At 71.6% G+C, this 19886-nt stretch carries 19 protein-coding genes; 14 read left to right on the forward strand and 5 right to left on the reverse strand.

Going from position 1 to position 19886, the window contains the following annotated elements:
- Positions 1-32 precede the first annotated feature (32 nt).
- Both AB0B33_RS05065 and AB0B33_RS05070 read left to right on the forward strand, forming a co-directional pair.
- Positions 33-1649 carry an acyl-CoA synthetase gene (locus tag AB0B33_RS05065; RefSeq protein ID WP_360767012.1) on the forward strand — a complete coding sequence of 539 codons (1617 nt, stop codon included), beginning with the start codon at positions 33-35 and terminating at the stop codon, positions 1647-1649.
- Between the two features lie 14 nt (positions 1650-1663).
- Positions 1664-2764, forward strand: coding sequence for a nitronate monooxygenase family protein (locus AB0B33_RS05070; RefSeq protein ID WP_360767015.1), 1101 nt, complete (start codon positions 1664-1666; stop codon positions 2762-2764).
- A 43-nt stretch (positions 2765-2807) separates the two neighbouring features.
- On the opposite strand, the gene AB0B33_RS05075 is transcribed toward AB0B33_RS05070, so the two are convergent.
- The gene (locus AB0B33_RS05075) at positions 2808-3608 is read right to left on the reverse strand and encodes a serine protease (RefSeq protein ID WP_360767018.1); all 801 of its coding nucleotides are present in this window, start codon (positions 3606-3608) and stop codon (positions 2808-2810) included.
- 312 nt (positions 3609-3920) lie between these two features.
- Here AB0B33_RS05075 and AB0B33_RS05080 point away from each other — a divergent pair, with 312 nt between their 5' ends.
- The 12 genes from AB0B33_RS05080 (at position 3921) to AB0B33_RS05135 (ending at position 14214) form a co-directional block, all read left to right on the forward strand.
- A complete protein-coding gene (locus AB0B33_RS05080; RefSeq protein WP_360767021.1) occupies positions 3921-4697 on the forward strand; it encodes a GntR family transcriptional regulator in 777 nt (258 codons plus the stop codon).
- 148 nt (positions 4698-4845) lie between these two features.
- Positions 4846-5964: a TIGR03364 family FAD-dependent oxidoreductase gene (locus tag AB0B33_RS05085; RefSeq protein WP_360767024.1), complete on the forward strand. Its 1119-nt coding sequence runs from the start codon at positions 4846-4848 to the stop codon at positions 5962-5964.
- Positions 5961-6629 (forward strand): phosphonatase-like hydrolase, encoded by a 669-nt coding sequence (locus AB0B33_RS05090; protein ID WP_360767027.1) that lies wholly within the window; start codon positions 5961-5963, stop codon positions 6627-6629. Before AB0B33_RS05085 ends, AB0B33_RS05090 begins: the two co-directional genes overlap by 4 nt.
- Entirely contained in the window at positions 6626-7633 is a 1008-nt protein-coding gene (locus AB0B33_RS05095; protein WP_360767029.1) for a 2-aminoethylphosphonate ABC transporter substrate-binding protein, read from the forward strand. Before AB0B33_RS05090 ends, AB0B33_RS05095 begins: the two co-directional genes overlap by 4 nt.
- Positions 7630-8679 carry an ABC transporter ATP-binding protein gene (locus tag AB0B33_RS05100; protein WP_360767032.1) on the forward strand — a complete coding sequence of 350 codons (1050 nt, stop codon included), beginning with the start codon at positions 7630-7632 and terminating at the stop codon, positions 8677-8679. Before AB0B33_RS05095 ends, AB0B33_RS05100 begins: the two co-directional genes overlap by 4 nt.
- Positions 8680-8693: 14 nt before the next feature.
- Positions 8694-9527 (forward strand): 2-aminoethylphosphonate ABC transporter permease subunit, encoded by an 834-nt coding sequence (locus AB0B33_RS05105; protein ID WP_360767453.1) that lies wholly within the window; start codon positions 8694-8696, stop codon positions 9525-9527.
- The gene (locus AB0B33_RS05110) at positions 9505-10302 is read left to right on the forward strand and encodes an ABC transporter permease subunit (protein WP_360767035.1); all 798 of its coding nucleotides are present in this window, start codon (positions 9505-9507) and stop codon (positions 10300-10302) included. Before AB0B33_RS05105 ends, AB0B33_RS05110 begins: the two co-directional genes overlap by 23 nt.
- Positions 10303-10338: 36 nt before the next feature.
- Positions 10339-10812, forward strand: coding sequence for a hypothetical protein (locus AB0B33_RS05115; protein WP_360767038.1), 474 nt, complete (start codon positions 10339-10341; stop codon positions 10810-10812).
- 197 nt (positions 10813-11009) lie between these two features.
- Positions 11010-11507, forward strand: a complete 498-nt coding sequence (locus AB0B33_RS05120; protein WP_315863292.1) for a hypothetical protein — start codon at positions 11010-11012, stop codon at positions 11505-11507.
- Positions 11508-11530: 23 nt separating this feature from the next.
- A complete protein-coding gene (locus tag AB0B33_RS05125) occupies positions 11531-11968 on the forward strand; it encodes an SRPBCC family protein (protein ID WP_360767040.1) in 438 nt (145 codons plus the stop codon).
- 66 nt (positions 11969-12034) lie between these two features.
- Positions 12035-13432 (forward strand): MFS transporter, encoded by a 1398-nt coding sequence (locus tag AB0B33_RS05130; protein WP_360767043.1) that lies wholly within the window; start codon positions 12035-12037, stop codon positions 13430-13432.
- A gap of 101 nt (positions 13433-13533) precedes the next feature.
- Positions 13534-14214, forward strand: coding sequence for a hypothetical protein (locus AB0B33_RS05135; RefSeq protein WP_360767046.1), 681 nt, complete (start codon positions 13534-13536; stop codon positions 14212-14214).
- A gap of 57 nt (positions 14215-14271) precedes the next feature.
- On the opposite strand, the gene AB0B33_RS05140 is transcribed toward AB0B33_RS05135, so the two are convergent.
- The 4 genes from AB0B33_RS05140 to AB0B33_RS05155 form a co-directional block, all read right to left on the reverse strand.
- Complete coding sequence (locus AB0B33_RS05140; protein WP_360767049.1) at positions 14272-15924, reverse strand: fumarate hydratase; 1653 nt, start codon at positions 15922-15924, stop codon at positions 14272-14274.
- A 649-nt stretch (positions 15925-16573) separates the two neighbouring features.
- A complete protein-coding gene (locus AB0B33_RS05145) occupies positions 16574-17602 on the reverse strand; it encodes a sigma-70 family RNA polymerase sigma factor (RefSeq protein WP_155542247.1) in 1029 nt (342 codons plus the stop codon).
- A gap of 341 nt (positions 17603-17943) precedes the next feature.
- Positions 17944-18369 (reverse strand): D-aminoacyl-tRNA deacylase, encoded by a 426-nt coding sequence (gene dtd, locus AB0B33_RS05150; protein ID WP_360767052.1) that lies wholly within the window; start codon positions 18367-18369, stop codon positions 17944-17946.
- Positions 18366-19871 carry a class I SAM-dependent methyltransferase gene (locus tag AB0B33_RS05155; RefSeq protein ID WP_360767054.1) on the reverse strand — a complete coding sequence of 502 codons (1506 nt, stop codon included), beginning with the start codon at positions 19869-19871 and terminating at the stop codon, positions 18366-18368. Before AB0B33_RS05155 ends, dtd begins: the two co-directional genes overlap by 4 nt.
- Positions 19872-19886: the final 15 nt, after the last annotated feature.

Below are 19886 nucleotides of genomic sequence, written 5' to 3' on the forward strand. Positions count from 1 at the left end.
CCCAGAACGATAACATGTTCTACTTTGAGGGCGTGGCACTCAACATCGCGGATCTTCTGGAGCACGCCGTCGACGCCGTGCCGGAGCGCGTCGCGGTCGTGTGCGGCGACCGGCGGGTCACCTTCGCCGAACTGGAGGCGCGGGCCAACCGGCTCGCCCACCACCTCGCCGCGCACGGCGTGGGACGCGGGTCCCACATCGGGGTCTATTCCCGCAACTCGATCGAGGCCTTGGAGGCGATGATCGCGGCGTACAAGCTGCGCGCGATCGCCGTCAACGTCAACTACCGCTACGTGCACGGCGAGCTCGTCTACCTCTTCACCGACGCCGAGCTCGTCGCACTCGTGCACGAACGCAGCTACGCCGACAAGGTCGCCGCCGTCCTGCCCGAAACGCCGAAACTGAAACACGTTGTCGTGATCGACGACGGCAGTGGCGGCGATTACGGGAGCTACGGCGGCGTCGACTACGAAACCGCGCTCGAGGCGCAGAGCCCCGAACGCGACTTCGGGGAACGCAGCAACGACGACCTCTACATCCTCTACACCGGCGGCACCACCGGCTACCCGAAGGGCGTGCTCTGGCGGCAGGAGGACGTCTGGCGCGCGCTCGGCGGCGGCATCAACTTCGTCACCGGCGAATACGTCCCGGACGAGTGGACGCTCGCCGAGCAGGGCAAGGCCGGGAGCCTGACCCGGCTGCCCGCCGCGCCGCTGATCCACGGCGCCGCGCAGTGGGCCGCGTTCGGGGCGCTGTTCACCGGCAGCCCGGTGGTCTTCGTGCCGCGTTTCGACGCGCACGAGGTCTGGAAAGCCGTGCAGGACAACAAGGTCCAGGTCCTCACGATCGTCGGCGACGCGATGGCGCGGCCGCTGATCGAGGCCTACCGCGAGGGTGATTACGACGCTTCGTCGCTCGTCGCCGTGTCGAGCCACGCCGCGCTGTTCTCGCAGTCGGTGAAGCAGGAATTCGTCGAACTGGTCCCGAACGCCGTGATCACCGACGCCATCGGCTCGTCGGAAAGCGGCTTCACCGGGATCGGCATGGTCGGCAAGGGCTCCGACCACAGCGCCGGCCCCCGGGTCAGCTTCGGCAAGGACGCGATCCTGGTCGACGACGACGGCGAGCTCGTCGAGCCGGCGCCCGGCGCGGTCGGCCTGATCGCGCGCCGCGGGCACGTCCCGCTCGGCTACTACGGCGATCCCGAAAAGAGCAAGAAGATCTTCGTCGAGGTCGGGGGCGTCCGGTACGTCGTGCCGGGCGACTACGCCCGCTACGAGGAGGACGGCACGGTCACGCTGCTCGGCCGCGGCTCCCAGTGCGTCAACACCGGCGGCGAGAAGGTCTACCCGGAGGAGGTCGAAGGGGCGCTCAAGTCGCACCCCGACGTCTTCGACGCCCTGGTCATCGGCATCCCGGACGAACGGCTCGGCCAGCGCGTCGCCGCCGTCGTCCAGCTCCGCGAAGGCGCCGAGCCGGACCTGCCCGCGCTCGAGGAGCACGTGCGGGGCGAAATCGCCGGGTACAAGGTGCCGCGCACGGTCTGGCTGGCCGCCGAGATCGGCCGTTCGCCCAGCGGCAAGCCGGACTACCCGTGGGCCCAGCGCTACGCCGCCGAGCACGAACCGGCGACGGCCCAGCCCGTCTGAGGAGGACACCAGAAGTGCGGACACCCCTGTGCGACCGGCTCGGCATCGACCTGCCGATCATCGGGTTCACGCCCTCGGAGCACGTCGCCGCGGCGCTCAGCCGCGCCGGCGGGCTCGGCGTGCTCGGCTGCGTCCGGTTCAACGACGCGGCCGAGCTCGACCGGGTGCTGACCTGGATGGACGAGAACACCGGCGGCAAGCCCTACGGCGTCGACATCGTGATGCCGGCGAAGATCCCCGCCGAGGGCACCCAGGTCGACCTCTCGAAGCACATCCCGGACGGCCACCGCGCGTTCGTCGACAAGGTGCTGCGCGACCTGTCGGTGCCGCCGCTGCCGGACGACACCGACGAACGCGCGGGGGTGCTCGGCTGGCTGCACTCGGTCGCCCGCTCGCACGTCGAGGTCGCGCTCAACCACCCGATCAAGCTGATCGCCAACGCGCTCGGCTCGCCGCCGGCCGACGTCATCGCCCAGTGCCACGACCGCGGGGTGCCGGTGGCGGCGCTGGCGGGCAAGGCCGAGCACGCGGTGCGGCACGTCGAAAACGGCGTCGACTTCGTGGTGGCCCAGGGCTACGAAGCCGGCGGGCACACCGGGGAAATCGCGTCCATGGTGCTGGTGCCGGAAATCGTCGACGCCGTCGACGTGCCGGTGCTCGCCGCCGGCGGAATCGGTTCCGGGCGGCAGGTGGCCGCGGCGCTCGCGCTCGGCGCGTCCGGCGTCTGGATGGGCTCGATGTGGCTCGCCACCGAGGAGTACCTGCAGACGATGGGCGAGTCGGTGGCGATGCAGCAGGCGCTCGTCGCGGCGTCCTCGGCGGACACCGTGCGGACGCGGATCTACACCGGCAAGCCCGCGCGGCTGCTCAAGACCCGCTGGACCGAGGCGTGGGCCGCGGCGGACGCGCCCGAGCCGTTGCCGATGCCGCTGCAGAACCTGCTGGTTTCCCACGCCCACAACCGGATCCACGCGGCGAACGACCCGAGCGTGGTGTCGATGCCGGTCGGGCAGATCGTGGGCCGGATGAACGCGGTCCGCCCGGTCGCCGACGTCGTCGCCGACCTGGTGAACGGCTACGAAGAAGCACTGTCCCGGTTGGACAAGACGCGCTGAAGGGGGCCCGCCGCGGCGGGCCCCCTCGTCGCGGCGGAAGCGGTTACAGCGAAGCGGCGGCCGCGGCGATCTTCGACGCGAACGTGCTCACCTCGGTGTAGACGCCGGGGGCGTGCGGCCGGGCGCAGCCGTCACCCCAGGACACGATGCCGACCTGGATCCAGGCGTTGTTGTTGTCCCGGCGGAACATCGGGCCGCCCGAGTCGCCCTGGCAGGTGTCGACCCCGCCCGCGGTCAGGTTGCCGGCGCAGATCTCCGCGCTCGGGATCAGGTCGGGGTAGCTGCCGCCCTGGGCCTGGCAGGTGGAGTCGGAAACGAACGGGACGGTCGCCTTCAGCAGGTACCGCTGCTGCGAGCCGCCCTCGGTCGCCGCGCCCCAGCCGGCCACGGTGAACGTGCCGGTGTTGTAGGTCGACGTCGTCGCGATCGGCAGCGTCGAGAGGCCGGTGACCGGGCTCGCGAGCTTGATCAGCGCCCAGTCGCCACCGGTCGAGGTGCCGTAGGTGGGCGACTGGTAGACGTAGGTCGACTTGATCTTCTTGGCGCTCGTGCTCTGCAGGTCGACGACGCCGACGGTCGCCGTGATCGAGGTGTTCGACCCCGTCCGGCTGACGCAGTGGGCGGCGGTCAGCACGATCTGGTTGGTGTACAGCGCCCCGCCGCAGCCCATGGAAAGCCGGACCATGAACGGGAACTCGCCCTGTGCGGCCCGCGTCCCGCCGACGACGTCGGTGGACGGCGGCTGGGCGGCGATCGCCGGGGTGGCGAACGAAGCCGCCGCGGCGACCGCGGCCACCGCGGTGGTGACGTTTCTGAGCAGGGTGAACCAGCGCTTGGGAGCCAAGGGGATCAGTCCTTCCAGTGTCCACTGTGGAAGCCGAGCTCGAGAGCGGCCCCATGACTACACCAGGTGGTCACAGACCGGGACAACCGACTTTCTTCGGATCTTTCGGGCGGTTGGGTGATTTCTCACCGGCGGCGTACCCGGCGTCCGGTTCCGGGCGCGGCGCCCCCGGAATTCACCGGCTGTTTCCCGTCCGTGAACGCCGGACCGGCGGAAATCGCGCCGAACGCATCCGGGTGATCCTCCGGGTAACGGCCGTGTTGCGTGCCACAGCGAACCACCGGGCGCGGGGAACCGAATAGGGTCGATTCCGTGCCCGCCCCTTCGCGCCATTCCCGCCTGTCCGCCGACGGTCCCGTGCTCGACGGGATTCCCGCGCACGGCCGCGTCCCGCGCTACTACGCGGTGAAAGTCGAACTGCTGGCGGTGATCGCGGAACTCGGCGAAGGCGCGGTGCTGCCCACCGAACGGGAATTGTGCGAACGGTTCGAGGTGTCCCGGGCGACCGTGCGCCAGGCGGTGAGCGAACTGGTCCTCGAAGGCAAGCTCAGCCGCCGCCAGGGGAGCGGCACGTACGTCGCCGGCCCGAAGCTGGTCCAGCCGCTGGCCCTGGTCAGCTACACCGAAGGGCTGCGGCGCCAGGGCATCCGGCCGGGCCGCAACGTCATCACGCTGGAGAAGCGCCTGGCCGGCAGCGCGCTCGCGGCCGATCTTCAAGTGACGTCGGACGCCGAGGTGTTCCACCTCGAGCGGGTGCTGCTGGCCGACGAGGAACGCGTCGGGCTGGAGTCGACATATCTCCTCGTCGAGCGGTTCCCGGACCTGCTGGACGTCTTCGACCCGGAGCAGTCGCTGTACGCGTGCCTGAGCGAGCGGCTCGGGGTCGTGTTCGACGGCGCCGAGGAGCGGGTCGAGACCGTGCTGGCGACCCCGCGGGAAGCGCTGCTGATCGGGACCAACCCGGCCCTGCCGATGCTGCTGCTGCACCGCGTTTCGTGGGGGCCGGACGGGGTGCCGTTCGAGCGCGTGCGCTCGCTGTACCGCGGTGACCGGCTGAGCTTCTCGACCCGCCTGGGCCGCACGGACTGACCCCTCCTCGCGCCCGGCTCCCGCTCCGCTTGCCTGGCCGCCTTGGTAACGGAACAATAACTCATCCGGTCCAATATTCGAGGGCGCTTCACGCTGCGTTAGCCGTCGGGACAGCTTTCGTTGGCGCGCGGCAGCGAGCGTGTGCGGCGTGCGAATCCTCATCGTGGGTGGTGGCGTGCTCGGCACGCTGCACGCCTGGCAGGCCGTCGAGCGCGGCCACGACGTCGTCCAGCTCGAACGCGAACCCGAGGCCCGGGGCGCGTCCGTGCGCAACTTCGGCCTGGTCTGGGTCGGCGGCCGCGCGTCCGGCGCCGAACTCGAGACCGCCGGGCGGGCCCGGCGCCTGTGGGAGCGGATCGGCGAGCGCGTCCCGGCGCTCGGTTTCCGCGCCAACGGCTCGCTGACCGTCGTCCGGACCGAGGCCGAGCTCGACGTCGCGCGCGAAGTCGCCGAAGGACCCGAAGCCGCCGAGCGCGGGTACCAGCTCCTCGACGCCGCCGAGACGCGGGCGCTGAACCCGGCTCTCCGCGGCGATTTCCGCGGTGCGCTCCGGTGCGAGCGCGACGCCGCCGTCGAGCCGCGGACCGCTCAGCCCGCGCTGCGGGCCGAGCTGGGGAAAACCGGCCGCTACGCCTGGCGGCCCGGCCGCGAGGTCCGGCACCTGAGCGCCACCGGCGTCGTCGACGACCGCGGCGAGCGGCACGAGGGCGACGTCGTCGTGTTCTGCACCGGCGCCTGGACCGGTGGCCTCGTGCGCGAGCTGGCCGGCGACCCGCCGGTGCGGCGCGTACGGCTGCAGATGGCCCAGACCGAGCCGCTCGGCGAGGAGCTCACCACGAGCGTCGCCGACGGCGACAGCTTCCGCTACTACCCGGCCTACCGCGGCCCCGCGCTCGACGCGCTGGCCGCAACCCAGCCCCAGGGCGCCGTCGCGGCCGCCCACCGCATGCAGCTGCTGCTCGTCCAGCGGCTCGACGGCTCGCTGACCGTCGGCGACACCCACGAGTACGACGAGCCGTTCGGGTTCGACGTCACCGAAGACCCGTACGAGCACCTCGCCGAGGTCGCCGGGACCCTGCTCGGGCGCCCGCTGCCGCGGATCCGCCGCCGCTGGGCCGGGGTGTACGCGCAGACCACCGACCCCGGCCGGATCGTGCACCGCGCGCGCGTCGCGGACAACGCCTTCCTGGTCACCGGGCCGGGCGGGCGCGGCATGACCTGCTCGCCCGCCATCGCCGAAGACACCGCCGAGGAGCTGGACCTGTGACCCCCGAACTCGTCGTGCTCGACATGGCCGGCACGACCGTCGCCGACGACGGCCTGGTCGTGACGGCCTTCACCGAAGCCATCCGCGCCGCCGGCGTGCCCGACGAGGAGTACCCGCGGATGCTGCGGTACGTCCTCGACACCATGGGCCAGTCGAAGATCGTCGTCTTCCGGGCCCTGCTCGGCGACGAAGACCTCGCCCGGCGAGCGAACGCGGCCTTCGAAGCCGCCTACGGGGACCTGGTGGCGGCGGGGGAGAGCAAGCCGGTCCCGGGGGCCGAAGCCGTCGTCCGCGGCCTGCGCGAGACCGGCGTCAAGGTCGCGTTCACCACCGGCTTCGCACCCGCCACCCAGCAGGCCATCCTCGACGCCCTCGGCTGGCGCGACCTCGCCGACCTCGCGCTCGCGCCCGGCGACGGCGTCCGCGGCCGCCCGTTCCCCGACCTCGTCCTCACCGCCGCGATGCGGCTCGAAGTCACCGACGTGCGGCGGATCGCCGTCGTCGGCGACACCGCTTCGGACGTCCTGTGCGGCCTCCGCTCGGGCGCGTCCGTCGTCGCGGGCGTGCTCACCGGCGCCGGCCGCCGCGAAGACCTCGCCGAAGCCACCCACGTCCTCGACTCCGTCTCCGCCCTCCCCGCCGTGCTCGAAGGAGAAACCCGATGAAGAAGACACTGGCCGCCGTCCTCGCGGTGGTGCTGACCGCCCTGCTCTCCGCCTGCGGTGGCACCGGCGCCGCGACCGCCGGCGGCAAGACCGTCACCGTGTACACAGTGGACGGACTGGAAGACTGGTACACCGCGCGGTTCGCCGAATTCCAGGCGCAGACCGGCATCACGGTGCAGGCCGTCACCGCCGGTTCCGGCGAGGTCGCTTCCCGCGTGGAGAAGGAAAAGGCCAACACCCAGGCCGACGTCCTCGTCACGCTGCCGCCGTTCATCCAGCGCGTCGCCGGCCTCCTGCAGCCCTACGCGCCGAAGGGCGCGGACCAGGTGTCCGAAAAGGACTCGCAGGGCCGGTTCGCCGCGATCATGAACAACTACCTCAGCTTCATCCGCAACCCGGGTGCCACCCCGAAGACCTGGGACGACCTGCTCGACCCGAAGCTCAAGGGCAAGGTCCAGTACTCGACGCCCGGCGAGGCGGGCGACGGCACCGCGGTGCTCCTGCAGCTGCAGCACGTCCTCGGCGAGCAGGGCGCGCTCGGCTACCTCGCCAAGCTGGAGGCGAACAACGCCGGGCCGTCGTCCTCGACCGGCAAGCTGCAGCCGAAGGTGGCCAAGGGAGAACTGCTGGTGGCCAACGGCGACGTCCAGATGAACCTCGCCGAGATCGCCAAGAGCGGCGGCTTCGAGGTGTTCTTCCCGGCCGACGCGCAGGGCAAGCGCTCGACCTTCGCGCTGCCGTACTACGCCGGGCTCGTGACGAACGCGCCGCACTCGGAGGAGGGCAAAAAGCTCCTCGACTTCCTGTTCTCGCCGGAAGTCCAGGCCAAGGCCGCCGACGCGTACGGCATCCCGGCCCGCGCCGACGTCACCGCCACCGGGGCGAACGCGGCGAAGATCAAGGCCGCGCTCGACGGCGTCGAGATCTGGCACCCGGACTGGACCGCGGTGCTCGGCAAGCTCGACGCCGACCTGGCCGCGTACAAGAAGGCCGTCGGCCGGTGACGCCGTCCGTCGAGTTCCGCGGGGTGTCCGTCCGGTTCGGACGGACCACCGCGCTGGACTCCCTCGACCTCGCGGTCGGCCGCGGCGAAACCCTCGCCCTGCTCGGGCCGTCCGGCTCCGGCAAGTCGACGGCGCTCAAGGCGCTCGCCGGGTTCGTGCGGCCCAGCGCGGGCCGGGTGTTCCTGAACGGCGAGGACGTCACGGACCTGCCGCCGCACCGGCGCGGTCTGGGTGTCGTCGTGCAGAGCTACGCGCTGTTCCCGCACATGCGCGTCGGCGACAACGTCGCGTTCGGCCTCAAGGCCCGCCGCCGGCCGCGGGCGGACGTGACCCGGCGGGTCGCCGAGGTCCTCGACCTGGTCGGGATGGGGGCCTACGCCCGCCGGTTCCCGCGCGAGCTTTCCGGTGGCCAGCAGCAGCGCGTCGCGCTGGCCAGGGCACTGGCCATCCGGCCGGACGTGCTGCTGCTCGACGAGCCGCTGTCCGCTTTGGACGCCGCCCTGCGCGAGGACATGATCGCGGAGCTGCTGCGGCTGCGCGCCGAACTGCCGGACACGACGCTCGTCTACGTCACCCACGACCAGGGCGAAGCGCTCGCGCTGGCCGACCGGATCGCCGTCATGCGCGACTCGCGGCTCGTCGAAACCGGGCCGTGCGAACAGCTCTTCCGGCGGCCCGCGTCCGCGTTCACCGCGAGCTTCCTCGGCGCGGCCAACCTGATCCCGGTCGACCTGGTCCGCGCCGGGCCCCCGGCGACCGTCCGCCTCGGCGAGCGCGAACTGACCGCCGAGCCGACCGGCGCGCTCGGCCCGGGCCCGCTCGCGCTCGGCGTGCGCCCGCACCGCGTCGGCGTCGGCGAGCCGGGCGCGGGCACGCTCCCGGCGCTGGTCAAGGCCGTGCAGTGGCGCGGCACCGGCTACCGGCTGGACCTGGTGCTGGCGACCGGCACGACGATCCGGGCCGAAGTGCCCGAGGCGTTCGCGGTCGGCGCGGCGGTCGGGGTGTCCATCCCCGACGGCTGCCCGCTGGTCGGGACCGCCTCGTGACCGCCGTGGCCCTCGTGGGTGAGGAACAGCGTTCCCACCCCGTTCCCCGCTCACGACGGGGTTCGCTGTGGGTGCTGCCGCCGCTGGTGGTCGTGGCCGTGTTCTTCGGTTACCCGCTGGTGCTGGTGGCCGGGCAGTCGCTGACCACGGACAGCGGGTTCGGCCTGGGCGTCTGGGCCGGGGTGCTCGGCTCGGCGGAGTTCCGCGACGCGGCGTTCCAGACGGTGCTGCTCGCGCTGGGCGCCACCGCCGGCTGCGTCGTGCTCGGCACGTTCCTCGCGCTGGTGATCGCGTTCGTCCCGTTCCCCGGCGCGCGGACGCTGTCGCGGCTGGCCGACACGGTGCTCGCGTTCCCGTCGTTCCTGATCGCGCTGGCGTTCACGTTCCTGTACGGCAGCGCGGGCGTGTTCGGCGCCGGCGGGTTCCTGTACTCGCCGTGGGGTGTGCTGCTGGCCGAGATCACGTTCTACACGCCGTTCGTGCTGCGGCCGGCGCTGGCGGCGTTCGGGCAGGTCCCCGGCGTGCACCTGGACGTCGCCGCATCGCTGGGCGCGCGGCCGGGCCAGGTGCTCGCGCGGGTGGTGCTGCCCGCGGCGCTGCCGTCGCTGGCTTCGGGCGCGTGCCTGACGCTGCTGCTCGCGCTCAACGAGTTCGGCATCGTGCTGTTCCTCGGCGCGAAGGGCGTCACGACGCTGCCGATGCTGGTGTACGGCAAGGGGATCGTCACGTTCGACTTCCCGGCCGCGAGCGTCGTCGCGCTGGTCGACGTCGTGCTTTCGCTGCTGTTGTACGGGTGTTACCGGGTTCTCGCGGGAAGGGGTCGCGGTGCTGCTGTGGACGCTGCGTAGCAAGGTGCTGCTGTGGCTGGTGTTCGGCGTGGTGTTCGCGATCGTCGTCGCGGCCCCGCTGGTGATGATCGTGCTCGCGTCGTTCGCCGGGCACTGGACGGGCGTGCTGCCGGGCGGGTTCACCCTCGGCCACTACGCGGACGCGCTGGCGGGGGAGACGTTCGCGAGCCTGTCGGTCAGCATCCAGACCGGGGTCGTCGCGGGCGCGGTGGCGGTTCTGCTCGGCACGTGGGCGGCGCTGGCCGCGGAAACGGCGTCGCCCCGGCTGCGGCGGCTCGCCGGCACGCTGTTCCACCTGCCGATCGCGGTGCCGTCGGTGGTGCTGGGGCTGGCGCTGCTGGTGGCGTTCAGCCGGCCGCCGCTGGCGTTCAACGGGACCCGCTGGATCGTGCTGCTCGGCCACCTGCTGATCCTGCTGCCGTTCGCGTTCAGCACGGTCTCGGCGGCACTCGCCCGCGTCGACCCGCAGCTCGCGCAGGCGGCGGCGTCCCTCGGGGCCTCACCCGTGCGGGTGTTGTTGCGGGTGCGCGTCCCGGTGCTGCTCCCGGCGATGACGGCGTCGGCGAGCCTCGCGCTGGCGATGTCGATGGGTGAGCTGGGCGCGACGATGATGCTGTACCCACCGGACTGGCGCACGCTCCCGGCGAGCATCTTCGCCCTGACCGACCGCGGCCAGGTGTTCCTCGCCTCGGCGGCGACGGTCCTGCTGCTGGCCGTGACCGGCGCGGGGGTGATCCTGCTGGGCCTGGTCCGCGGCCGCGCGGCGCACCGGTAGGTGCAACCGTTTCGGCGTCCGGTCCGTCTGGCAGGTATGCGCACACTGCTGGGTACGGTCCTGCTGCTCCTGACGCTGACCGCGTGCGGAGCCCGTTCGGACTCCGGCGCGGCCGGGCCGGCGCCGTTGCCTTCTTCGTCGTCGTCGTCTTCGGTGCCGGCCCCACCGCCTCCGTCCCAGACGGTCGGCCGCCCGACCCAGGGCATCGCCCCGGGCGACGACGTGATCGCGGAGTCCCAGGTCGACGCGCGCGCCCTGCCCGAGGGCTTCCCGCGCAGCCTCACCCGCAGCCTCGACGGCAAGACGGTGATCCTCCAGGCGGAGGAGGGCGGCTGCCGCCACATCTCGGCCCGGGTCGGCGAGCAGACGCCGCAGCAGGTGGTGGTGCTCATCGCCGTCAGCGCGGCGAAGAAGGGGCAGATGTGCCCGGACTACATCCGGGAGATCACCGTCCCGCTGGCGCTGGCCGAGCCGCTCGGCACGCGCACGGTGGTGCTCCGCCAGGGCTGACCCCGCCCGGACGCTGGGAGGGCCACCCCGGGGAGCCCGGGACGGTCCTCCCAGACCACATCCCGCTCTCCGGAGGCGGAGCTTTCACGTGAAAGCTCCGCCTCACCTCGCTCGCCGCCGGACCGGACCGGATCGATCTTCCGTGCAACCCCGCACCGCACCCGTTCCGTCTTCGGGGCATGAGGTACTTAGCGAAGGTGGTCGGGACAGGCGCGTTCCTGCTGATGGCGACGGCCTGCGCCGGCCAGGACATGCCCACCAGCCAGCCCGCTGCCGGGGGTGATTCCGCCGCGCCGACCGGGAGCGTTTCGACGTCGCCCAGTGAGTCGGTGCTGCCCGGGACGCCGTCGGCGAACCCGCCGGGCAAGCCGCGGCTCACCGTGCCCGAAGGCAGTACGCCGGTGCCGCCGGCCAAGGTCGATGCGACCGCCTTGCCCAGTGGCTTCCCGCACGAGGTGTGGACGGCCAACGGGGGCACCGTGCTCAACATCCGCGCCCAGGAGGGCGGGTGCGGGCACGCCCTCGGCGAGGCGACGGAGCAGGGGGGCGACCACGTCGTCGTCAACCTCAGCGAGACCAAGGCCCAGACCGGCCAGATGTGCACGATGGACATCCGGTACCCGGTGATCTCGGTCGCGCTGGCCGCGCCGCTGGACCAGCGCACCGTGGTGCTGAAGACCACGCCGCCGAAGTGATCACCCTGGCCTAGGCTCGGGTGATGGGAAGCCGCCAGGTCTCACGCACCGCGATCGTCGCCACGACCCCGGAGAAGATCTTCGGGCTTCTGGCCGATCCGGCCCAGCACCCGCTCATCGACGGATCCGGCACGGTCCGGGCCGCCCAGCCGGGCGGTCCGGACCGGCTCTCGCTCGGCGCCACGTTCGGCATGGACATGAAGCTGGGCCCGTCCTACAAGATCCTCAACACCGTGGTCGAATTCGAAGAGGGCCGCCTGATCGCGTGGCGGCACTTCAACGGCCACCGCTGGCGCTGGCGCCTCGAACCCCTCGACGGCGGCCGCACCGAGGTCACCGAGACCTTCGACTGGTCGACGGCGAAGTTCCCGCTGGCCATCACGCTCAGCCCGTTCCCGCGCAAGAACGCCGAGGGCATCGAGAAGACCCTCGCCCGGCTCACGGAGCTGTTCCCGGCCTGACGAGGGCCGCACCCAATTAGTTGTACAGTGCTTAATATTGTCCGTGCAACTACTTGCGAGGGTGCGGTGCCCCAGCCCGTCCGGCCCCGGGTCGTCCTGGCCGTCTGCTGCCTGAGCTTGTTCATCGTCGGGCTCGACAACACGATCGTGAACCTCGCCCTGCCGGCGATCCGCGAAGACCTGGGCGCGTCCGTCTCGAGTCTGCAGTGGACGATCGACGCCTACACGCTCGTGCTGGCGAGCCTGCTCATGCTGTCCGGCTCGACCGCCGACCGGATCGGGCGGCGCCGCACGTTCCAGACCGGGCTCGCGCTGTTCAGCCTCGGCTCGCTGCTGTGCGGCGTCGCCCCCAATGTCGGGACGCTGATCGCGTTCCGCGCGCTGCAGGCCATCGGCGGGTCGATGCTGAACCCGGTCGCGCTGTCCATCGTCACCAACGTCTTCACCGAACCCCGCGAGCGCGCCCGCGCGATCGGCGTGTGGGCCGGGGTGGTCGGGCTGAGCATGGCGGTCGGGCCGGTGGTCGGCGGCGCGCTCGTCGGCTGGGCGGGCTGGCGCTCGATCTTCTGGATCAACGTCCCGGTCGGCGTCGCCGCGATCGTGCTGACGGCGTTCTTCGTGCCCGAATCCCGTTCGCCGCACCCGCGCCGCCTCGACCCGGTCGGGCAGCTGCTGGTCATCGTGCTGCTGGCCACGCTTACCTACGCGATCATCGAAGGCCGCGGCGCGGGCTGGACGTCGCCGGAGATCATCGGGTGCTTCGCCGTGGCCGCGATCGCGCTGGCCGTCCTGCTCCCGTACGAGCGGCGGCGCACGGATCCGTTGCTGGAACTGAGGTTCTTCCGCAGCGTCCCGTTCTCCGGCGCGACGCTCACCGCCGTCACCGGCTTCGCGGCGCTGTCCGGGTTCCTCTTCCTCAACTCGCTGTACCTGCAGGACACCCGCGGGTTTTCCGCGCTGCACGCGGGTTTGCTGACGTTGCCGATGGCCGCGGTGACGGCGGTGTGCGCGCCGCTGTCGGGCCGGGTGGTCGCCGCCCGCGGGCCGCGGCTGCCGCTGCTGGTCGCCGGCGCCGGGATCGCCGTGTCCGGTTTCGTGCTCGCCGGGATCGGCCCGGCGACGCCGATTCCGGTGCTGGTGCTGGGTTACGTGTGCTTCGGCGCCGGGTTCGGCATGCTCAACGCGCCGATCACCAACGCCGCGGTGTCGGGGATGCCGCGGGAACGCGCGGGTCTCGCGGCGGCGGTGGCGTCGACGAGCCGCCAGGTCGGGGCTTCCCTGGGCGTGGCGGTGATCGGCGCGGTCGTCGCGGCGGCGACGCCCGCGGCGGACCGGGTGGCCTGGGTGATCGTCGCGGTCTGCGGGGCGCTGGTGTTCGCGCTGGGCCTGCTCACCACCGGACGCTGGGCGCTGGCCACGGCCGCGCGCGTCAATGGTTCGGACCACGGCGTACCGGTCGGCTGAACTCCGCCGTCGAAGCCGTCGAAAATTTCGCGGATCCGGTGAACCGCCTTCGTTGTCGGGCCGTGTCCCAGAGTGAGGTGGTGATCAGAGAGGAGGGGCGCATGCCCCGGTTGAGTAGTGGTCGGCACCGCAAGCAGGCGACCATCGGGCTGGCCGCGTTGCTGGGCGTTTCCGGCATCACCGCGACCGCGATCGCGCTGAGCAGCCCGGCGAGCAACGCGGCCGAAGCTCCCAAGGAGAACTGCGCAGGACTCGACACCGCACTGCAGAACAACCTGAACTTCATCGCGGGCCAGCAGGCGAACCCGGACGCGCAGTCGACGGCGCGCATCGCCAACCGGCAGGCGGTGGTCGACCTGATCCAGCAGCGGCGTCAGGTCGCGGAGTGCACGGCGAACGTCGTGGCGGGCAACGGCCAAGGCGCGCAGGCCCCGGCTGCCCAAGCACCGGCCCAGCAGGCCCCGGCGCAGCAAGGCGAGCCGCAGCAACAGAACCAGCCGCCGGTCCAGTCCGGAGTGGACACCGGCGCCGTCGGCGACGTCGTGTGCGCGGGGTCGACCGTGACGCTCTCGGGCGAAGGCGGCTCACCGGCCGCGTCGAGCAACCAGTTCCCGGCGGGGACCCGGCTGAAGGTGACGAACCTGGACAACTCGAAGTCCACCACGGTGGAAGTCACGTCGGTGTCGGGCAGCTGCACGCTGCTCAACAACGCGGCCTTCGAACAGGTTCGGGAGCCCGGAAAGTTCCTCATCCGGCGCGCGCGGATCGAGCGCGTCGGCTGAGGGAGCAGGGAAGAAAGGGGGCACCGGCGGCGGGCCGGTGTCCCCTTCCCCTGCGTGCTAACGGAAGCTGATCTGCAGCACCGGGTCGCCGGTGCTGGCGAAGAAGTCGTTGCCCTTGTCGTCGATGACGATGAACGCCGGGAAGTCCTCGACCTCGATCTTCCACACGGCTTCCATGCCGAGCTCGGCGTACTCGAGGACGTCGACCTTCTTGATGCAGTCCTGCGCGAGCCGCGCCGCCGGGCCGCCGATCGAGCCGAGGTAGAAGCCGCCGTGCGCCTGGCACGCGGCCGTCACCTGCTTCGAGCGGTTTCCCTTGGCCAGCATGACGAGCGAGCCGCCGGCGGCCTGGAACTGCTCGACGTAGGAGTCCATCCGCCCGGCCGTGGTCGGCCCGAACGAGCCGGACGCGTAGCCCTCGGGCGTCTTCGCCGGGCCGGCGTAGTAGACCGGGTGGTTCTTCAGGTAGTCCGGCATCCCCTCACCGGCGTCGAGGCGCTCGACGATCTTGGCGTGCGCGATGTCGCGCGCGACGACCAGCGGCCCGGTGAGCGAAAGCCGCGTCTTGACCGGCAGCTGCGAGAGCTGCGCGCGGATCTCGGCCATCGGCCGGTTGAGGTCGACGCTCACGACGTCGTCGGAGAGGTCCTCTTCGGTGACCTCGGGGAGGAACTGCGCCGGGTCGCGCTCGAGCTGTTCGATGAACACGCCGTCGGCGGTGATCTTGGCCTTGGCCTGCCGGTCGGCGGAGCAGGAGACGGCGATGCCGACGGGGCAGGACGCGCCGTGGCGGGGGAGCCGGACGACGCGGACGTCGTGGCAGAAGTACTTGCCGCCGAACTGCGCGCCGATGCCGAACTGCCGGGTCATCTCCAGGACCTGCTGCTCCAGGCTCGGGTCGCGGAAGGCGTGCCCCAGCTCCGAGCCCTCGGTCGGCAGGTTGTCGAGGTAGCGCGCGGAGGCGAGCTTCGCGACCTTGAGGTTGAACTCGGCCGACATCCCGCCCACGACGATCGCGAGGTGGTACGGCGGGCAGGCCGCGGTGCCGAGGCTGCGCAGCTTCTCGTCGAGGAACCGGGCGAGCCGCTTCGGGTTCAGGACGGCCTTGGTTTCCTGGTACAGGAACGTCTTGTTGGCGCTGCCGCCGCCCTTGGCCATGAAGAGGAACTCGTAGGAGGCGTCGCCCTCCTTGTGGTAGAGCTCGATCTGGGCGGGGAGGTTGGTGCCCGTGTTGCGCTCGTCCCAGAAGGTGACCGGCGCCATCTGCGAGTAGCGCAGGTTGAGCTGCTGGTAGGCGTCGAAGATGCCCTGCGAGAGCGCGCGCTCGTCGTCCCCGCCGGTCAGGACGCCCTCACCGCGCTTGCCGACGACGATGGCGGTCCCGGTGTCCTGGCACATGGGCAGCACCCCACCGGCCGAGATGGCGGCGTTGCGCAGCAGGTCCATGGCGACGAACCGGTCGTTCCCGGAGGCTTCGGGGTCATCGACGATGGCGCGCAGCTGCTTCAGATGTGACGTGCGCAACAGGTGCTGGATGTCGGTGATGGCGGTGCGCGCGAGGGTGGTGAGCGCTTCCGGCTCGATCTTGAGGAAGGTCCGCCCGGCGGCTTCGACGGTCTCGACGCCCTGGTCGGTGACCAGCCGGTATTCGGTGGTGGTGTCCTTGCCCAGCGGGAGGACTTCGGTGTGCTGAAACGTGGTGGACGGCACTGCCAGGCTCCTTTGCCAGCTCCGGGATCCGGTCAGCTTATGCGGCGGGGGAGGGCACGCCGAAGAGGCATGCGGTCACTGTGGGCCACCCCACGCGGTTTGCGTTCGGCTGGGGGCTCGGTGTTCTCCCAACCCTGGGCTCGGTGTCCCTACAACCCCGAAGCCCGATTGTGACTACGGCCGGCAGTGCCGCGTCAAGGCGGGAAAGCGTGCCTTGACCCGGCGCTGCCGGCCGTGTTCTGGCTTCGGATCGGGGTTGCGGGGAGGTCTGGCTGGAGGGGGTGCGCGTGTGCCGCCCCGGTGCGTTCGCGGGAGCTTCGTCGGCGTGTGTTTGCGGGAGCTGGTCGGGAGGCCGGGTCCACCCCGACGGACCCGACCTCCCGGGGGAAGCTCCCGGATGCGTGCACACCCGGTCGCGAGGCCGATGCCGGTGCTCGAAGCCGCTCCACGAATGTGGCGTGACCGAAGTCATAAGTCAACGCGGCCGAACGGGTGCCGGCGGAAGATTGCTACCCAGGCTCGTCGAAGGCAAAACGCGGTTTTCGTGGAAAATTTTCGCACCGCGCGGAATGCCTGGTCGTCGGCTTGGGCCCACGCCCAAAAAAAGAGGGCGGGCGCACGGAGTGCGCCCGCCCTGGAGACGGTCGGGTCAGCTGGCGTAGGCGCGGAGCCGGTCCGCGCGCTCGCCCTGGCGGAGCTTCGACATGACCTCGCGCTCGATCTGGCGGACGCGCTCGCGGGAGAGCCCGAAGTGCTTGCCGATCTGGTCGAGCGTGCGGGGCTGGCCGTCGTCGAGGCCGTAGCGGAGGCGGATGACCTGCTGCTCGCGGTCGTCCAGCGTCGAGAGCACCCGGCGCAGGTCGTCCTGCAGGAGGCTGGAGATGACGGCGCTCTCGGCGTCGGTCGCCTCGGAGTCCTCGATGAAGTCGCCCAGCGGAGCGTCTTCCTCGGTGCCGACCGGCATGTCCAGGCTTACCGGGTCACGCGAGTGGTCGAGCAGGTCCGAGATCTTGTGCGCCGGGATGCCCGACTCGGCGGCCAGCTCCTCGTGGGTCGCGTCGCGCCCGAGCTGCTGGTGCAGGTCGCGCTTGATGCGGGCCAGCTTGTTCACCTGTTCCACCAGGTGGACCGGGAGTCGGATCGTGCGTCCCTGGTCGGCCATCCCCCTGGTGATGGCCTGGCGGATCCACCAGGTGGCGTAGGTCGAAAACTTGAACCCCTTGGAGTAGTCGAACTTCTCCACCGCGCGGATCAGACCCAGGTTCCCCTCCTGGATCAGGTCGAGCAGCGGCATCCCCCGGCCGGTGTAGCGCTTGGCGAGCGAGACCACCAGGCGGAGGTTGGCCTCCAGGAGGTGGTTCTTCGCCACGTGACCGTCGCGCACCAGGGCGGAAAGCTCCTTGCGGCGCTTCGGGGTGAGGTTCTCCCCGGTGTCCAGCATGTGCTGGGCGAAGACGCCGGCTTCGATGCGCTTGGCCAGCTCGACTTCGTCGGCCGCGCTGAGCAGGGCCGTCTTGCCGATGCCGTTCAGGTAGACGCGGACGAGGTCGGCGGCGGGGCTCGGGGCGTCGAGGTCGCCGTCGGCGAGCGCCCCCACGCTCACCGGCTCCTCGGACACCTGAGCCGGGATACGCTCGCGAATCCCGCGCGACTCGCGTTCGAGAGTCTGGACTGACATTCTGCCTCCCCGGTCACGGGCTGAACGTGCTGCTGCGGTGGTCCCGCCGGTTCGGCCCCGCGGACCGGGGCCTGTGGATCCCGGTACGCCGGTCCGGCCGGCTTGGCTGGACATCTGGCACAACGCTCCGGGTATCCAAAACGTTCCCGGCTCGCTGAAAAGGAGACGGCTGCCGGCGCGCTCCGGTTGCTCGACCATTGCTGAGCTTTTGCTGAGAACGTTCCGTGACCGGGAAACCTGAGAATCCCATGTGAATCACGTCAGGATCTGAACCTCCATCCATGCCCCCGCCGCCGCCCTCGACGGAGGCGCTGCGCGCCACAGCCCCGATTCTGGATGGTCTAGACCTCTACGAGAACCGTGTACGGCCCGTCATTGACGCTCGAGACCGCCATCATCGCCCCGAACCGCCCGGTGGCCACCGTGGCGCCGCGGCCGCGCAGCTCGGCCACGACGGCGTCCACCAACGGTCCGGCGACCTCCGGGCGGGCGGCCCGCGTCCAGGACGGCCGCCGCCCTTTCTTCGTGTCGCCGTAGAGCGTGAACTGGCTCACCACGAGCAGCGGCGCATTCGCGGTGGCGCATGATTCCTCGTCACGGAGTACGCGCAGCTCGTGCAATTTCCGCGCCATGGTCACGGCCTTCGCCGCGTCGTCGTCGACGTGGATTCCCAGCAGCACCAGCAAACCCGGCTCGTCGATCGCGCCGACGACCTCGCCCTCGACGGTGACGTCGGCCCGGGTCACGCGGGCCGCGACGGCCCTCACTTCCCCGCCGGGACGAGCATCCCGTGCCGGACGAGCTCGCGGACGACGGGCAACGCGGCCGCCGCGAGCTCCGAAGCTTCGAGCCCTTGCGCGGCCGCGAGGAGCTCGATCAGGTCCTCCAGTGGCAGCATGCCGCGGCACCCCGCCAGGAGCCGTGTCGCCAGTTCGTCGACTTCGTGCTGCCAGCCCGGTCCGTCGGTGCGGTGGAGGCGCCGGATCGACGTCGCCCAGCCTTCGTCGCCGGGTTCCTCGACGCTTTCCAGCAAAACCGTGCCGGGCACCACAAAACGGACATCAAGTAATGAATCACCCGATTCGCGCAGCCATTCCACCCGGTCCAGCCAGCCCGCCGCCTCCGGCCCCAGCGGGTCGTCGTAGGCCTGCCGCAGGTCCTCGCAGACCACCGTGGGGGAGCCCACCCCGGCCGCCCGCCGCAGCGTGACGAAGCCGAACCCGATGCCGCGGACGTCGTTCGCCGCGAACCAGTCGAGCCAGGCCGCCGCCTTCGCCCGGCCCTCCGGCGAGCGCGGGTCGAGGCCCGCGTCCCGCAGCCAGGTGCCGACGTAGAGCGCCGGGTCGGCGACGTCGCGTTGCACGAACCACGCGTCGGTCTCGGCGGGCAGCCAGCGGCTCACCCGGTCGGCCCAGTCCTCTTTGCCGGTGTGCAGCCACGAAGCCAGCAGGTGGCCGACGCCGCCGTCGTTCAGGAAGCCCGGCAGCTGCCGCACGACCAGCGCGCTCGCGTCGTCGCCGGCCAGCCCCGAGTCGCGGTAGGTGTAGTCCACCCGCGCCGGGCCGACCACGAACGGCGGATTGCAGACGACCTGGTCGAACTTCCGCCGCGCCACCGGCGCGAACCACTCGCCGCGCAGCAGCTCGACGTCCAGCTCGTTCAGCCGGAACGTCGCCGCGGCGAGCGCCAGCGCCCGCTCGGAGAGGTCCGTCGCGGTGACGCGCCGGGCGTGCCGGGCCGCGTGCAGCGCCTGCACGCCGTTGCCGGTGCCGAGGTCGAGCAGGGTGCCGACGGGGTTGCGGCTGGTCGCGCGGATCAGCGACAGCGACGCGTGGCCGACGCCGAGCACGTGGTCCTCGGGCACGGTGCTGCCGAGGACGTCGGCGTCGAGGTCGGAGACCACCCACCAGGAGCCCTCTTCGTCGCCGTGCGGGCGGACGTCGAGCCCGGCGCGGTACCCGTCGGCGACCGCGGTCAGCAACCCCGCGGCGACGGCGTCTTCGGGGGCCAGCGGCGCGAACGCGGCCTTGACCGCGGTCTCCGGCTCGGTGCCGCCGAGCAGGAACAGCCGGATCAGCGTGCCGAGTTCGCCGGCGTCGCGGCTGGCGCGCTCGGCGGGCACCGGCTCCCCGCGGCCCAGCGCGGCGTGCGCGGCCCCGCCGAGGGCGGCCACCACGCCGTCGGCGTCGTAGCCGGTGCGGCGGAAGGCTTCGCGCAGCCGCGCGCAGACGTCGTCGTTCAGGTCGGGCAGTACGCTTCGCGTGCTCACGGTGGGTAATGCTGC

It is taken from the genome of Amycolatopsis sp. NPDC049159 (genome assembly GCF_040648295.1).
In the GTDB taxonomy this organism is placed as follows: Bacteria; Actinomycetota; Actinomycetes; order Mycobacteriales; family Pseudonocardiaceae; genus Amycolatopsis; species Amycolatopsis pretoriensis_A.